We start from the raw sequence: 14665 nt of genomic DNA on the forward strand, positions 1-14665 counted from the left end.
GCGAACAGCCTCACAGACCTATTCTGCGCCGCAGCTCGAAATGGGTCATACCGGCTTCGCGCAGGGATCTGAGGCTGGTGTCCTTGTCGGACTTGGAAAGCTTGCGGCCGTCCTGGTCCAGGATCAGCCGATGGTGCCGGTAGCGTGGTGCGGGCAGGCCGAGCAATTCCTGAAGGACCCTGTGCACACTGGTGGCATGATAAAGGTCCCGTCCCCGCAGAACGTCACTCACGCCCTGCCGGGCATCGTCGACCACCACGGACAGATGATAGCTGGTCGGAGTGTCCTTGCGCGCCAGGATCACGTCGCCCCAGGCGGCGGCCTCGACCGGCATTTGCCGGACCGGCTCGAACAGGGCTGCCCCTTCCGCACCGGTCTCGTCCCAGAAAAGGGGCGTTCCGATCCGCTCCAGGGCCTTTTTCATGTCCAGACGGAGCGCGAAGGGAGCATCGCTTGCCGCTCGGGCCATGCGCTCCTCTTCCGTCAACACGGCTTCGTCTCCGGGATAGAGCGGCGCGCCGTCCGGATCGCGCGGCCAGTCCTCACCCGCGTTTTCCCGGGCTGCGACGAAAGCCTTGATCTCGGCGCGGGTCAGATAGGCAGGATAAACCAGCCCGAGGTCCTGCAGTTTTTCCAACGCCGCCCGATAATGCGGGAAGGCCCCGGACTGCCGCAGCACCGGCTCTTCCCACTCAAGGCCAAGCCAGGCAAGGTCCTCGAACATGTCGCGTTCCAGTTCCGGCGTACAGCGGGTCTGGTCGATGTCCTCGACACGCACCAGCAGCCGTCCCTTGAGCGCAACGGCGGCGCGCGCGTTCAACAGCGCGGACAGCGCGTGTCCCAGGTGAAGGTGCCCGTTGGGAGACGGTGCGAAACGGAAAACGGGAGCGGACATCGGGACAGTCGGAACCGGGTTGACGGAAGGACGGACTTGAATTCATGTCCTACCTATCATTCCCGAGAATCGACGCAAGCGCACAGTTTGCCTGCTCATGACCGGAACCCGGCCGAAACTGCCATGAAACCGATTGCCACAGAGGACGACATACTTGCCGGGATGGCGGCGCTGGTCCGGCTGGATCCCCGTCTGGAAGCGGTTGCCGAAACCGCCGGGCCGGTGCCTTTGCGCCGCCGGGCGGCCGACTTCGAAGGCCTTGCGCAGATCGTCACCGGACAACAGGTGTCGGTTGCCAGCGCCTCGGCGATCTTCGGGCGCCTGACGGAGCTTGTGTCGCCCCTGTCGGCAAACCGTCTGGAAGATTTCTCCGACGAGCAGCTGGCCGGTGCCGGTCTCTCTCGCCCCAAGGTCAGGACCCTGCGCGCGATGTCGGAGGCCTGCAGGAACGGGCTCGACCTGGCACACCTGGCGGAAGCTCCACCGGAGGAGGCCCATGCAAGCTTGTGCAGCATCAAGGGCATCGGCCGCTGGACGGCGGATATTTTTCTGCTGTTCTGCGCCGGCCACCCGGACGTGTTCCCGAGTGGCGACCTCGCGCTTCAGGTCGCTGTCCGGGATGTTTTCGAATTGGAAGACCGGCCCTCGCCGGGGGAACTCGACGCGATTGCCCTCAGGTGGGCGCCGCACCGGTCCGTCGCCGCGCGGCTGTTCTGGGCCTGGTACCGGGTACAGAAGCAGGGAAGAGAGGCGATGCCGCTCTGACCGGCTCAGCTCTCCGACACTTCCGCAACCGCCCGCAACAGCAATTCGATGTCCTGCGGCCGTGACAAACGGTGATCGCCGTCCGGCACCAGCGAAAAGGTGACATCATCCTGAGGCAGAGCCTCGACCAGCCGCTGCGCATGGCTGGCCGGTACGTCCGGATCCCGCGCCCCTTGCAGGATCGTGACCGGAGCCCCGACATGCAGTGGGCCGCCGAACAGGAGATGCTTGCGCCCGTCCTCGATAAGCTTGCGCGTGATGACGTAGGGATCGTCACTGTAGTCGGAGGGCTGTGCCCACCGGCCCTCGGCCAGGATGGTCTGGCGGATCTCTTCGCTGAAGCGCTGTTTCCACATCAGCTCCTCGGTGAAATCCACCGCCGGCGCAATCAGGACCAGCCCCTTGACGCGGCTGGTCTCCTTGCGGCTCAGCGCCAGCAGAAGCGCGATCCAGCCGCCCATGGACGATCCCACAAGAACCGTGCTCCCGGTGCAGAATTTGTCGAAGACCGCCTGCGCCTCTTCCAGCCAGTCGGAAACGCAAGCCGCCTCGAAGTCGCCGCCGGACCGGCCATGGCCGGAATAGTCGAACCGGACGACCTCCCGCCCCTGCTCCGCGCCGAAGCCTGCAAGCGCCTCGGCTTTCGTGCCGGCCATGTCCGATTTGAAACCCGAAAGCCACAGCAGGCCCGGCGCCGCTCCGTCTTCCTTCAGCACCGCGATCCGGCGTTCCCCGCCTATTTTTCCAACCGTGATGAATTGCGGATCGCGCGCACCCATATTAAGGCTCTCATACTGATAGTGTTTATTGATCTCGGGTCCTGCCCCTTTGGCACACGCATCCCGCCTTGAAAAGACCCTCCGGAGGCCCGACGTGGTTTCATTGCCCCCAGCGACCACCATTTTGCAGGTAATCCCGGACCTGAACTCCGGCGGCGCGGAGCGCACAACCCTGGATGTGGCACAGGCGGTCGTGAAAGCCGGAGGCACCGCGCTTGTGGTCAGTCAGGGCGGCCAGATGGTGTCCGACCTGAAATCCTATGGCGCCGAGCATATCGTTCTGCCCGTGAAATCCAAGAACCCGCTGACGCTGTGGCGGAATGCGGCGCGCCTTGCCGCGCTGATCGAGGATCGCAACGTCAGCGTCATTCACGCCAGAAGCCGCGCCCCCGCCTGGTCGTCGCTGTGGGCGGCGCGCCGCACGAACATCCCTTTCGTGACGACCTATCACGGCACATACAACCAGACCAACGCACTGAAGTCCTACTATAATTCCGTGATGGCCCGGGGCGACGCGGTCATTGCCAATTCGCATTTCATCGCCGGTCTCGTATCATCCCGGCACAGCTTTGCCAGCGACCGCATCACCGTCATTCAGCGCGGCTCCGACCTCAAAGGCCTGGCCCCGGAAAACGTCAGTGCTCTGCGCCAGCAGGCCCTGAAGGACAGCTGGGGCGTTCCGAGCCGCCGGCCTATCGTCCTCAACATGGCCCGTCTCACGGCCTGGAAAGGACAAAGGGTCGTCGTCGAGGCCATGGCCCTGTTGAAGGAAGCGGGATTCAGTGACCCGATTGCCATTCTGGCGGGCGATGCCCAGGGGCGCGACAGCTATGTCGCGGATCTGAAGAAGCTGATTGCCGCCCATGGGCTGCACGACAATGTCCGCCTCGTCGGCCATTGCGCTGACGTTCCGGCGGCCCTTGCCCTGGCGGACCTCGCCGTCGTCGCCTCGACCGAACCGGAAGCTTTCGGCAGGGCGGCGGTCGAAGCACAGGCCGCCTCCGTTCCTGTCATCGTGTCCGATCTCGGCGCGGTCCCCGAAACCGTGCTTGCCCCGCCGGATGTTTCCGAAAGCGAACGGACCGGCTGGCGCGTTCCGGCTGGCGACGCGCGCGCCCTTGCGCAGGCGATCCGGGCCGCCCTCGGTCAGGAACCGGACGCCAAAAAAGAAATGACGGACCGGGCGCTGACCCATGTCCGTCAGAACTTTTCTGTCGAAACCATGTGCGACCGGACCCTGGAGGTCTACTCCAGGGTGCTGCGCGGGGGCGCCTAGGCGCTGCGAACGCGGGCGAGGAAGCTGTCGACTTCCGTCTTCAGATCGCGTGCGTTTCCGGCAAGGATACCCGAGGCGGACTGCAGCTCTTCCGCAGCCCGGCCGCTTTCGGTCGCCGCCTGGCTGACGCCACTGATGTTGTGGGTCACATCCTGGGTGCCGGTGGAGGCTTCCTGAACGTTGCGGGCAATCTCCGCTGTGGCAGCGCCCTGTTCCTCGACGGCCGCGGCGATCCCGCCGGCAATCTCGTTGATCTCGAAGATCGTCTTCGTGATGCTGTCGATGGCCGAGACCGCGTCCTGGGTCGCTCCCTGAACGCTGGAGATCTGCTGGGAGATTTCCTCCGTCGCCTTGGTCGTCTGGCTGGCCAGCTCTTTCACTTCCGCTGCGACCACCGCAAATCCACGGCCGGCTTCCCCCGCCCGCGCCGCCTCGATAGTGGCGTTGAGGGCCAGCAGGTTGGTCTGCTCGGCAATGTCGGAAATGAGGCTGACGACCTCACCGATCCGGGAGGCGGCTTCCGCAAGTCCCTGAACCTGCTCGTTGGTCCGCTTGGCTTCCCGGGAAGCGGTTTCCGCGACATCCGAAGATTGCGCGACCTGTCTTGAGATCTCCGAGACGGTGGAGGACAGTTCCTCGGCGGCCGAGGCAACGGTCTGCACGTTTGCGGAGGCCTGTTCGGCCGCGGCGGCGACGGTCGCCGACTGATGCTGGGTCTTTTCCGCCGTCGCGCTCATGGTGTTCGCGCTGCCTTCCAGCTGCGTCGACGACGCGCTGACGGCCTGGACGATTGCACCGACGGAGCTTTCGAAGCCGTCGGCCAGTTCGTTCATGGTCCGCCGCTTCTCCTCTTCCGCCCTGATTTCCTGCTCGCGCTGTTCGGCCTCCAGTTCCCGCGTGCGGATGGCATTTGTGCGGAAGACTTCCACCGCGCGCGCCATGCTGCCGATCTCGCTCTTGCGGTCGGTGAAGCCGACCTCGATGTCGATCGTGCCGTCGGCAAGCGTGCGCATGGTTTCCGTCAGGCTCTTGACCGGCTGGGTGATGCTGCGGCCGATCAGCCAGCCGAGGCTGACGGCAAGCGCGAGGGCAAGCGCGGAAACAATGAGAAAGACTGTGCGGGCGAAGGACTGGGCGGAGGCCAGCGCCGCTTCGGCAGCCAGTTTTCCGGCATGCGCCGCCTGGGACATGGCTGACCAGTCGGGCGCGATCTTCGCGTAAGTTTCCTCAAGTTGCTGCAGCTCGTTCTGAATATCCTGAGCCTTTCCGGCATAGTTTCCGAACGCCGTCTGATAGGTATCCAGCAGGGCCTTGATTTCCGCCTGATCCGCGGCTCCCAGGCCGCTCGCCTTCAAGAGCTCGGCAAATTCCTTCCGCCGCTCGTCGATCCGGCCGATGTATTTGGCATCGCCGCGCAACATGAAGTCCTTCTCGTGCCGGCGCATCATCAGCATCTTGACGGTGAGGGAATCCAGGTTCGCTTTCTTCAGCCTGTCTTCAACGTCGTGGACGGCCGCTCGAAGAGCGCCCTGCAGCCCGCTTTTCTCGTCCAGCCCCATCTCTGTCTGGTCGGCACTCAGGACCTCAAACCTGGATTTGTGCTGTTCCAGTATGCCCCGCAGCGCTTGGACATTGCCCTTGATCGATTCAGCCTGGGGTTTGGCCTCAACACCATCCAGGCTGGTCGTCGCCAGCTGGAATTCGGAATGATACTCCTCGACGAAAGCCGGATCCTTCGTCAGCAGAAAATCCTTCTGGCTTCGCCGCATGTTCTGTGCGTGTGTCCGGACTTCGGAAACCTTGAAGTCGATTTCGGAGTAATCCGCGAGATTGTCGATTTCCGTCGAAACGACATTCTGGCTGTAAAGCGAGGCCCCCAGGAGGACGCCAATGGATACGATCGCGATCGCGGACAAACCACCCACACGGGCAGCGATAGGCAAATCTGCTAAAAATTTCATTTTGGTCCCGGCTTCTTTTGGTTCGGACGACTCGCAATGCGAGTTGCACAGTCAGGACAGAAGACCTCAAAAGAACTACTTATTTCTTTACGAAAATCACAATTTCCATAAGCATTTCTAACTACTTTTGCGTTTCAGAGAAAGAATTCAATCACAACCAGAGGGCGAAATTCTTTAAAAGATCTCGCAAAGATAAATAATGTAACTTGCCGGAATTTTCGCGCCACTGGATTTTTGAAAAACATCAATCAGATGATTGAAATATAATTAAACGAGAATACTAGAAAAATCCGTTCAGGGTAGACCACAACGAAGTCAGCCCCGAATTCAGTCGAAGTCAAACTCCGAAGTTCGAAACAGCCAACTACATCACACCTAAGACTCGGCCGATTCAATTCCCGAGAACTGACGGGAAAGCCAGGACATATAGGTTAAAGAACTTGCTCATGAACCTGCCACAGGCCCTACATTTCGGCTTGGCCCATCAGGTCACCGTCCGGCAGACAAAGCGGATTTTCAGGCCGCCAGCGGATAAGCTTCCTCGACCAGATAGGGCCCTCCGCCAACGCTGGCGCGGGCCGAGAACAAGACGAAGCGGCCGGCAATGAAGGGCTGGGCCTGGAAGTTGCCGCGCTCGCTCAGCCACTTGGCCACATCCTGGTTGGTGGAGGTCCGGCACCGGGCCAGCGTGACGTGGGGAATGTATTTCCGCCGTTCCGCCGGCAGGTGAAGACGCTGGATGATCCGTTCCTGCTCGGCCTGCAGTTCGGCCAGCTGTGCCGTCGGCTCCACCCGGGCCCACACCGCATGCGGCTTGCCGTTGCCGAAGGATCCGAGGCCGTTCAGCCGGATCTCGACCGGCTCCCGGCGGATCCTGTCGAGCGCCTCGGCCACTTCATAGGCCGTACGGTCGTCGATGTCGCCGATGAAGCGCAGGGTGATGTGGTAGTTTTCGGGATCGATCCAGCGGGCGCCCCGAAGGCCTCCCCGGAGCATGGATAGCATGAGCGCCGTCTCGGACGGAATCTCAAGGCCTGTAAAAAGACGCGGCATGGGTTTTCCCTCCGCTGATGCTGATAAGTCCATGAGGAATCAACTTCATGGATTTCGCAAGTCAAAATTATAAGTCGTTGGCCTTGAATCGAAAAAGCATGTGGAGAGAGGAAAACGCCGGATCGATGCAGGTCTCGATCCGGCGGTTCAGCACATTTGATTCTCCGGACATCCGCCCTCAAGCGCGACGCTATTCGCTTCGCCTCAAGGCGCCGGGTTGCCGAATTCCTGGTGCAGGGCGTCGATTTTTTCCAGGACGTCAGCGCTGAGCGTAAGGCTGCCGGCGGCAATGTCGCTTTCCAATTGCTCCATCTTCGTGGCGCCTATGATGACCGACGTCATGAAGGACCGGGACTTGGCAAAGGCGATTGCCATCTGCGCCGGGTCGAGACCGGCGTCCGCCGCCAGGTCGCAATAGGCGTCGACGGCCTGGAGTGTTCGCGGATGCTCGTAGCGCTGCAGCCGGTCGAACAGGGTCTTGCGGGCACCGTGGGGCAAGGCGCCGTTCCGGTATTTTCCGGTCAGATACCCCTGTGCCAGGGCCGAATAGCCCAGTAGGCCGACGTCCTCGCGCCGGGCGATTTCCGCCAGTCCGGTCTCAAAGGTCCGGTTGACCAGCGAATAGGCGTTCTGGATCGATACCACCCGTGTCAGGCCATGCCGTTCGGCGGCAGCCACAAAGCGCATCGTGCCCCAGGAGCTTTCGTTCGAGAGGCCGAGATGCCGGATCTTGCCCGCCTTCACCAGGTCGGTCATGACGTCCAGCGTCGCGTCGATGCTGGTTTCGTCTTCCGCCGGCTCGACGTCGACCCAGCGGGTGGGATTGGAACCGAAGCCGGAAACCTTCCGGTCCGGCCAGTGGATCTGGTAGAGATCGATACAGTCGGTCTGAAGGTTCCGGAGGCTCCGGTCGACCGCGAATTCGATCTGCTCGCGGGTCAACCGGCCATGAACGCCGTTCTCACGGAACCAGTCCATGTCGGTCCGGCCGACCACCTTGGTCGCCATGACGACCCTGTCGCGCTTGCCGGTCTTTTCGAACCAGGTTCCGACAATGCGTTCCGTCCGTCCCTGGGTCTCCTTCTTCGGCGGGATCGGATAAAGCTCCGCCGCATCGAAGAAGTTGATGCCTTGCTCGAAGGCATGGTCCATTTGCGCATGACCTTCGGCTTCGGAATTCTGCTCCCCGAAAGTCATGGTTCCGAGGCAAATCGCGCTCACATGTATGTCCGTACGGCCAAGACGGCGTTGTTCCATCAGGCGGTCCTTTTGGTTTTATGAAAGGGTCTCGAGACTGCCGCGACACAAAGTGCGGCACCGGGACCCTCAGGAGGGCTGGGCTTTGGCCAAAAGCGCTTCCACTTTCGGCAGGATGTTCTTGACGATGACAGCAACGCCTTCCGCATTGGGATGCATGCCGTCGGAAAGATTGAGGCCGGGATCGAGGGCGACCCCTTCCAGAAAGAAAGGATAAAGCAGAACCTGGTGGGTCTTGGCAATATCGGCGTAGATCGGATCGAAGGCCTCGGCGTAGTCCGGGCCGAGATTGCGCGGGGCCAGCATGCCGGCCAGCAGCACCTCGACACCGCGCCCCTGAAGGCGTTGTGTGATTTCCGCGATGTTCCGGCGTGTCAGCTCCGGCGAAATGCCCCGAAGCGCGTCATTCGCGCCGAGCTCGACGATCACTGCATCGGCATCCGGGCCGACCGACCAGTCCAGCCGGGAGAGCCCACCGGAGGTGGTATCGCCCGAAACGCCCGCATTCACCACCTCGACGGAATACCCCTTTTCATCAAGGGCTTGCTGAAGCTGCTCGGGAAATCCCTGTCCGGGAGCCAGCTGATAGCCTGCCGAAAGACTGTCCCCCAGAACCACCAGCTTCAGATCCGCCGCCGCGGCGGCAATGGGAAGGCACGAGAGAAGAAAAACACAAAAGCCGGTTAGAATTCGCGTCACGCTAATACTCTTTCAGCACTGGAAGACCCGTCATATCAGGCCCATATGGTCGCAGAGCGACCGATTGTCGAGGGCAAGCCCGAACAAGCATGACGATCGATTGACCAGTTGAAAAGGCCGGAAAATGACAGACGAACCAGCGATCACCTTGAGAAACGTTCATCTGACCCTCGGCGAGGGCGCTGGACGGGTGCACATTCTCAAGGGGATCGACCTGGAGATCGGCAACGGGTCCTCCGTCGGCCTCGTCGGCCCGTCCGGTTCCGGCAAGTCAACCCTTCTGATGGTCATGGCAGGCCTTGAACGCGCCGACAAGGGCACCGTTCAGGTGGCCGGATCGGAGCTTGGGGCACTGTCGGAAGATCAGCTCGCCCGCTTCAGGGGGTTGAACGTCGGCATCATTTTCCAGTCCTTCCATCTCGTGCCCAACATGACGGCACTGGAAAATGTCGCCGTTCCGCTGGAGCTGGCCGGTGACCCGGCCGCTTTCGACAAGGCGAAAAAGGAACTGGAGGCGGTCGGCCTCGGTGAGCGGCTCGGCCATTACCCGGCCCAGATGTCGGGCGGCGAACAGCAGCGGGTCGCGGTCGCAAGGGCGCTGGTCGTGGAACCGGCCATCCTGATCGCCGACGAACCGACCGGAAACCTCGATGAGACGACCGGCACCCAGATCGTCGACCTGATGTTTTCAGCGCAGCGTGAACGCAGGACGACGCTGGTGCTTGTCACCCACGACCCGTCCCTTGCCGCCAAATGCGACCGCATGATCCGGGTCCGCTCCGGTGAAATCGAGGAAGCGGACGTGACCGCCGAAGGGATCCCCGCATGAGCGGGTTCGTTCCGGTCCAGGCGCCCTCCGGCAACCAGAGCTTCCGGCTGGCGGCCCGTTTCGCTCTCAGGGAGCTGCGCGGCGGCCTGAAGGGCTTTTACATCTTCATCGCCTGCATCGCTCTCGGCGTTGCGGCCATCGCCGGCGTCACCTCGGTTTCGCGCGCCCTGACCGACGGCATTTCGCGGGAAGGTCAGTCCATTCTCGGCGGCGATCTCGATTTCTCCCTGATCCACCGGCAAGCGGAACCCGCCCAGCGCGCCTTTCTGGAAGCGCTCGGCAGCGTGTCCGAAGTTGCAACGCTCCGGGCAATGGCCCGCAAACCCGATTCCAGTGATCAGGCGCTGGTGGAGCTGAAAACGGTCGACGGCGCCTACCCGCTTTACGGATCGCTGGAACTTGCCGGCGAGCAATCTCCGGCCGAAGCTCTTTCGAAACGGGACGGCCGCTGGGGCGCGGTCGCCGAACCAGCGCTCCTCGCCCGGCTCGACCTTGCCGTCGGCGACACGCTGGCTCTGGGGCGTACAACGCTTCGCATCGCAGGCGTCATCGAAAACGAACCGGACAAGTTGTCCGGCGGCATGGAATTCGGTCCCCGCCTGATGATTTCCAGCGCCGCCATGAAAGACACCGGCCTTGTCCAGCCCGGCAGTCTGGTGCGCTGGCATTACCGCGTCCGTTTGGACCCGGCACCGTCCACAAGTGCCCTGGAAGCGGTGATTGAACGCGCAAGGAAAGAACAGGCGGACGCCGGCTGGCGTATCCGCTCGCGCGCCAATGCCTCCCCCGGCCTGCAGCGCAGCATCGACCGCTTCTCCCAGTTCCTGACCCTGGTGGGTCTGACCGCCCTGGTGGTCGGCGGTGTCGGCGTCGCCAATGCCATCCGGGCCTATCTGGAAACCAAGCGTGAGGTGATTGCCAGCTTCAAGTGCCTCGGCTCCACCGGCGGCTTCGTCTTCCGGATCTATCTGGTCCAGATGCTGCTGCTCGCCCTGATCGGCATCGGGGCCGGGTTGCTCCTCGGCGCCCTGATCCCCTTCGCTGCGGGCGCAGCCCTGTCGGGCCTTCTGCCGGTGCAGCTTGACGCCTCCGTCTATCCGATGGAGTTGGCGCTCGGTCTCGTCTACGGGCTGCTGACGGCACTTGCCTTCGCGCTCTGGCCGCTCGGCCGCGCCCATGACGTGCCACCCGCCGCGCTCTTTAGGGATATCGTCAGCGGCGGCTCGAAACTTCCCCGCAAGCGCTACCTGCTGGCAACTCTGGCAACCGTGCTGGCACTGGCGGCCATTGCCACCTATCTCTCCGATGACAAGCGCATGGCCGGCGTTTACATCGCCGCCGCGTCAGGCGCCTTCGTTCTCCTGGTCGTTGTCGCACGGGCCATCATGTTCGCCGCCAGGCGCCTTCCAGGCGTGCGCTCGACGGAACTGCGGCTCGCGATTGCCAATATCCACCGGCCCGGGGCCCTGACACCCTCGGTGGTGCTGTCCCTCGGCCTCGGCCTGACGCTGCTGGTCGCCCTCACCCTGATCGACGGCAATCTGCGCCGCGAGCTGACCGCGACAATCGCGGACAAGGCGCCCAGCTTCTTCTTCATCGACATTCAAAGCCATGAGCGTGATGCCTTCGAGGCGCTGCTGAAGAAAGAAGCCCCCGAGGCGAAAATCCAGGGCGTACCGATGTTGCGCGGCCGGATCGTCAGTCTGAACGGGATCCCGGCCGAGGAGTTCGAACCCCGGCGGGAGGGGTCCGGCTGGGTCCTCCGGGGCGACCGGGGCATTACCTACGAGGCCAATGTTCCGGCGAATTCCAAACTGGCGGAAGGTAGCTGGTGGCCGGACGGCTACTCGGGCCCACCGCTGGTCTCCTTCGATGCGGAGGCCGCCGGAGACCTCGGCCTTCAGATCGGCGACACCATCACAATCAACGTTCTGGGCCGGAAGATTAGCGCCGAAATCGCCAATTTCCGGAATGTGGAATGGCAATCGCTAGCCATCAACTTCGTCATGGTGTTCTCCCCCAACACCTTTGCCGGCGCGCCGCACGCCCATCTGATGACGCTCGGCTGGGAGAAAGATGTGCCGGTCGAGACGGAACTGGCGCTGCTGAAAACCGCGTCCAACGCCTTTCCGACCGTGACCACCGTACGCGTCAAGGATGCCATCTCGCAGGTCAATGATCTGGTGGCGCAATTGGCCTGGGCCGTGCGTGGAGCCAGCTCGATCACGCTGATCGCGAGCGTGCTCGTGCTCGCAGGCGCTCTCGCCGCCGGACACCGGAACCGTATCTACGACGCCGTCATCCTGAAGACCCTGGGCGCGACACGCACCCGGCTGATCGTGGCCTACGGTCTGGAGTATGCCATTCTCGGCCTCACAACGGCTCTCTTCGCCCTTGTCGCCGGTGGTATCGCCGCCTGGTACGTGATCACCAGGATCATGGACGGTTCCTTCGTGCTGATGCCCTTCGCGGCGGCAAGCGCTGCCTTGATCGCCCTTGCCCTGACCGTCGGTTTCGGCCTGATCGGCACCTGGCGCATCCTGGGGGAAAAACCGGCACCGGTGCTGCGCAACCTCTAGCAATCTTTGTTTTCGCGGCCCTGAAATCAAAAAAGTTTTTTGATTTCCGCCTGCCGGGACACACGCCCCGGCAGGCGTCCGAAGCTTTTCCTTCAGGTTGCGCAGGAGCCCGTTCTTGCGCTATCCGAAAGAGATCGGAAGCAAATCATCTCGGGGGATCAGCTTAATGTTCATACGGACCGGAACGCATCTTTTGAAAACCTTGGCCAAGGCGGCAGCGGTCGCGGCGGCAATCGTTTCGATCGCTCCCGCCGCCCAGGCCGAGAGCCCGTTTCACACCGGCGTCTGGCAACTGAACACCCCCGGCGGCCCCAAGGGCCTTGTCGTCAGCGATTGGCTGGTGTTCGAAGACGGCTTGCCGAAGCGCTGGCTTTACCGCCGCGCGGGTACCAACGACGAGAACCAGTTCGATTTCTTCACCCGCACCATGGGCGATTCCGGTTATACGCCGGCGGGTATCCGGGTCTACCGGACCGGTGACAACGCGATGAAATACACGCTTTCGGTCAAGGGTGAGGAGCCGGTCGAGGTTTCGGCGGTACGGCTCTCCATTCCTGATTTCGAAAACTCCTGCCTGTCGGTCGAAAAGAAAGGCAAGCGTTTCTTCGGCAGCTGGAACGGCACCAAGGGCTCGACGCTGAAGAAGCTCAAGGTGGGTCAGAACAGCATCACAATCGACGGCAAGAGCCGCAAGATTTCCATCGAGGAGGTCCGTGTCGGCCGCATGGGCATTATGGAAGACGGCAAGCCGCTGGCCTTCCTGACGGATGCCGGCGGCGACTACGCGGTGCTGCAGTGGTTCAGGCCCGGCGTCAGCGTGGAGCAGATGCGCGACAGGGAGCGGGAAATCCTCGATTTCCAGGCCGAGGAAATCGTGCGCAACCCCGGCGGCGACTGTGACCGCCAGATCGCGTCCCGCCTCAAGGCAATGAAATAAATTCCCGAATTTTAAACATAAGGGCAAGAAATCCGGCTCAAAGCGCGAATATTACGAATTTTTCAGGAATTCCGTCTTGTTCTCTTTGCCGCATTTTCCCATATGTTGAGGGAGTTGTGCCGCATGTGACGTCACATGCGCATTTCGTAAAGAAGGGGATTAACACGACAATGTCGACCTTTGACCGTCAATCTCAAGGCGCATACACCGCTACCGGCGCACGCGCCGAGGCCGGCATCGATCAGGGCCTTCGGGCCTACATGCTGGGTGTCTACAATTACATGGCCATCGGCCTGGCGCTGACAGGCTTCCTGGCGCTGGCAACGGCTATGGTCACCACGACCACCGATCCGAGCGCGGCGGTTGCCAGCCTCGGCAACGGCAAGATGCTAACCCAGCTGGGTGTTACGCTTTACGGCAGCCCGCTGAAGTGGATCGTCATGCTGGCACCGCTCGGCATGGTGATGTGGCTGTCTTTCCGCATCCAGTCCATGAGTGCGTCCTCGGCACGCGGCCTCTTCATGGTTTACGCCGCCGTGATGGGCATTTCGCTGTCCTCGATCTTCCTGGTCTACACCGGAGCTTCGATCGCGCGCGTGTTCTTCGTCACCGCGGCGTCCTTCGGCGCGCTGAGCCTCTACGGCTACACCACCCGCAAGGACCTGTCCGGCTGGGGTTCGTTCCTGTTCATGGGCCTGATCGGCATCGTGATCGCCTCGATCGTGAACATCTTCATGGCGTCTTCCGCTCTGCAGTTCGCGATCTCCGTGATCGGCGTTCTGGTGTTCGCCGGCCTGACGGCCTACGACACCCAGCAGATCAAGGAAATGTACTACGAAGGCGACAGCGGTGAAGTCGCCACCAAGAAGTCCGTGATGGGCGCCCTGCGCCTCTACCTCGACTTCATCAACCTGTTCCTGATGCTGCTGCAGCTGTTCGGCAACCGCGACTAAGCTGCAGACACATCGAGAATGAAGAAAGCCCGGGCATCGTCCCGGGCTTTTTGTTCATGAAACGGATATCTTTCGACCGTCATCCCGGCCAAGCGGAGCGAGAGCCGGCGCGATGCAAGCGCTTCAATGCGGAAAGTTTCCATCGGCTCACCGATCCCGGACCTTCGCTGCGCTGCGTTCGGGACGACGTCGACAGGTGGTCTCCTTGAGCCTTCGCCTGTCAGGTCACGGAAGCCGGCAATGTCGAACTCAGGCGTCGACCAGCCGCAGGTGTTTTTTCTTTTCCAGCACCTTCAGGACCTGGGCAAGGTCATGGCCGCGCTTCAGGATCATGCCGCCCGTGCCGACGACCGAAAAGGCACCCTGGCGCCGTGTCAGCTTCGGATCCTTCTCGATCCGGTAGAGCGGCATTTCCGAGCTTCGCCGGAACACCGAAAAGACCGCCTTGTCCTTCAACAGGTCGATGGCATAGTCCCGCCATTCGCCATCGGCGACCATGCGGCCGTAGAGACGCAGGATCGTGTCGAGTTCTCGCCTGTTGAAGGAAACGACGGGTTTGGGCGGGGGAGCCGGGTGGCTTTGCGGCGCCGGACTCACGCCCGCGCCGCGCTGAAACGCGCTGTCATCGGCTTCGCTCATTCCGCCTCCATTCCGTTTGCGGTTTCGCTGCTGACCGGGTTTC

At 62.2% G+C, this 14665-nt stretch carries 13 protein-coding genes; 6 read left to right on the forward strand and 7 right to left on the reverse strand.

The features are described 5' to 3' along the window. Window positions 1-10: 10 nt before the first annotated feature. Window positions 11-895 (reverse strand): tRNA glutamyl-Q(34) synthetase GluQRS, encoded by an 885-nt coding sequence (gene gluQRS / locus ACQY7U_RS11500; RefSeq protein WP_428644574.1) that lies wholly within the window; start codon window positions 893-895, stop codon window positions 11-13. A 123-nt stretch (window positions 896-1018) separates the two neighbouring features. On the opposite strand from gluQRS, the gene ACQY7U_RS11505 reads away from it, so the two are divergent. Next, complete coding sequence (locus tag ACQY7U_RS11505; protein WP_428644576.1) at window positions 1019-1660, forward strand: DNA-3-methyladenine glycosylase family protein; 642 nt, start codon at window positions 1019-1021, stop codon at window positions 1658-1660. Between the two features lie 5 nt (window positions 1661-1665). Here the strand turns inward: ACQY7U_RS11505 and ACQY7U_RS11510 are convergent, their stop codons facing one another. Continuing rightward, complete coding sequence (locus tag ACQY7U_RS11510; protein WP_428644578.1) at window positions 1666-2439, reverse strand: alpha/beta hydrolase; 774 nt, start codon at window positions 2437-2439, stop codon at window positions 1666-1668. A gap of 94 nt (window positions 2440-2533) precedes the next feature. Between ACQY7U_RS11510 and ACQY7U_RS11515 the strand changes: the two genes are divergently transcribed. Then, window positions 2534-3715: a glycosyltransferase family 4 protein gene (locus tag ACQY7U_RS11515; protein ID WP_428644579.1), complete on the forward strand. Its 1182-nt coding sequence runs from the start codon at window positions 2534-2536 to the stop codon at window positions 3713-3715. Here ACQY7U_RS11515 and ACQY7U_RS11520 read toward each other — a convergent pair. From ACQY7U_RS11520 to ACQY7U_RS11535, 4 genes are all read right to left on the reverse strand, one after another. Further along, entirely contained in the window at window positions 3712-5676 is a 1965-nt protein-coding gene (locus ACQY7U_RS11520; RefSeq protein WP_428644580.1) for a methyl-accepting chemotaxis protein, read from the reverse strand. The two genes, ACQY7U_RS11515 and ACQY7U_RS11520, sit on opposite strands and share 4 nt — an antisense overlap. Before the next feature lie 516 nt (window positions 5677-6192). Next, window positions 6193-6729: an RNA 2',3'-cyclic phosphodiesterase gene (gene thpR, locus ACQY7U_RS11525; protein WP_428644582.1), complete on the reverse strand. Its 537-nt coding sequence runs from the start codon at window positions 6727-6729 to the stop codon at window positions 6193-6195. Window positions 6730-6933: 204 nt separating this feature from the next. Further along, the gene (locus tag ACQY7U_RS11530) at window positions 6934-7986 is read right to left on the reverse strand and encodes an aldo/keto reductase (RefSeq protein WP_428644584.1); all 1053 of its coding nucleotides are present in this window, start codon (window positions 7984-7986) and stop codon (window positions 6934-6936) included. Between the two features lie 69 nt (window positions 7987-8055). After that, window positions 8056-8676, reverse strand: a complete 621-nt coding sequence (locus ACQY7U_RS11535) for an arylesterase (RefSeq protein ID WP_428644623.1) — start codon at window positions 8674-8676, stop codon at window positions 8056-8058. Window positions 8677-8809: 133 nt separating this feature from the next. Here ACQY7U_RS11535 and ACQY7U_RS11540 point away from each other — a divergent pair, with 133 nt between their 5' ends. The 4 genes from ACQY7U_RS11540 (at window position 8810) to ACQY7U_RS11555 (ending at window position 13983) form a co-directional block, all read left to right on the forward strand. Continuing rightward, window positions 8810-9514: an ABC transporter ATP-binding protein gene (locus tag ACQY7U_RS11540; RefSeq protein ID WP_428644585.1), complete on the forward strand. Its 705-nt coding sequence runs from the start codon at window positions 8810-8812 to the stop codon at window positions 9512-9514. Then, on the forward strand, window positions 9511-12093 hold the full coding sequence (locus tag ACQY7U_RS11545) for an ABC transporter permease (protein WP_428644586.1): 2583 nt from the start codon (window positions 9511-9513) through the stop codon (window positions 12091-12093). Before ACQY7U_RS11540 ends, ACQY7U_RS11545 begins: the two co-directional genes overlap by 4 nt. 166 nt (window positions 12094-12259) lie before the next feature. Then, on the forward strand, window positions 12260-13030 hold the full coding sequence (locus ACQY7U_RS11550; protein ID WP_428644587.1) for a hypothetical protein: 771 nt from the start codon (window positions 12260-12262) through the stop codon (window positions 13028-13030). 170 nt (window positions 13031-13200) lie between these two features. Next, complete coding sequence (locus ACQY7U_RS11555) at window positions 13201-13983, forward strand: Bax inhibitor-1/YccA family protein (protein ID WP_428644588.1); 783 nt, start codon at window positions 13201-13203, stop codon at window positions 13981-13983. Between the two features lie 249 nt (window positions 13984-14232). Here the strand turns inward: ACQY7U_RS11555 and ACQY7U_RS11560 are convergent, their stop codons facing one another. Beyond that, window positions 14233-14622: a DUF2794 domain-containing protein gene (locus tag ACQY7U_RS11560; protein ID WP_428644590.1), complete on the reverse strand. Its 390-nt coding sequence runs from the start codon at window positions 14620-14622 to the stop codon at window positions 14233-14235. Window positions 14623-14665: the final 43 nt, after the last annotated feature.

Source organism: Roseibium sp., from assembly GCF_050301095.1.
GTDB lineage: Bacteria > Pseudomonadota > Alphaproteobacteria > Rhizobiales > Stappiaceae > Roseibium.